This is a genomic window from Sulfitobacter sp. HI0040, from assembly GCF_001634885.1.
Lineage (GTDB): Bacteria > Pseudomonadota > Alphaproteobacteria > Rhodobacterales > Rhodobacteraceae > Sulfitobacter.
The window spans coordinates 1-380 of record NZ_LWEX01000287.1 but is presented as its reverse complement, the minus strand read 5'-3'; the positions used below and the strand labels follow the sequence as shown (position 1 = coordinate 380).

The following is a 380-nucleotide window of genomic DNA, read 5'->3' as shown; positions in this document are numbered from 1 at the left end:
CGAGACCGGGGAACCCGGCGCGGAAGGCCGCGGCGGTGTCCTGCAGCACCGCGGGGGCGAAATGCAGCACCGGATGATCCGGGCGCGTTGCCGCCAAATGGGCCGCGGGGGAGGAATGAAGGGGGTCTGCTCTGCGCATGGGATGCCTCTTTGCTTGGTCGGGCGATTGTCTCTTTCGACCATTCTGGCCCGCGCGCAGGTCGAAATCGCTTGGCATAACGCCGATTTGCTGCGAACTTCACGGCATATCGACAGAGGTACCATGCAGATCGACGAAACGGACCGCCGCTTGCTTTCGGCCCTGCAGGCCAATGCGCGCCAGCCGGTGGCGGACCTCGCGCGGCTGCTCGGCCTTGCGCGCACCACCGTGCAGGCCCGGC

At 67.4% G+C, this 380-nt stretch carries 1 protein-coding gene; it reads left to right on the top strand.

The window, feature by feature from the left end; genetic code table 11:
• Nucleotides 1-262: 262 nt before the first annotated feature.
• A partial coding sequence (locus A3728_RS22390; protein WP_150120807.1) for an Lrp/AsnC family transcriptional regulator occupies nucleotides 263-380 on the top strand: 118 nt, incomplete at its 3' end.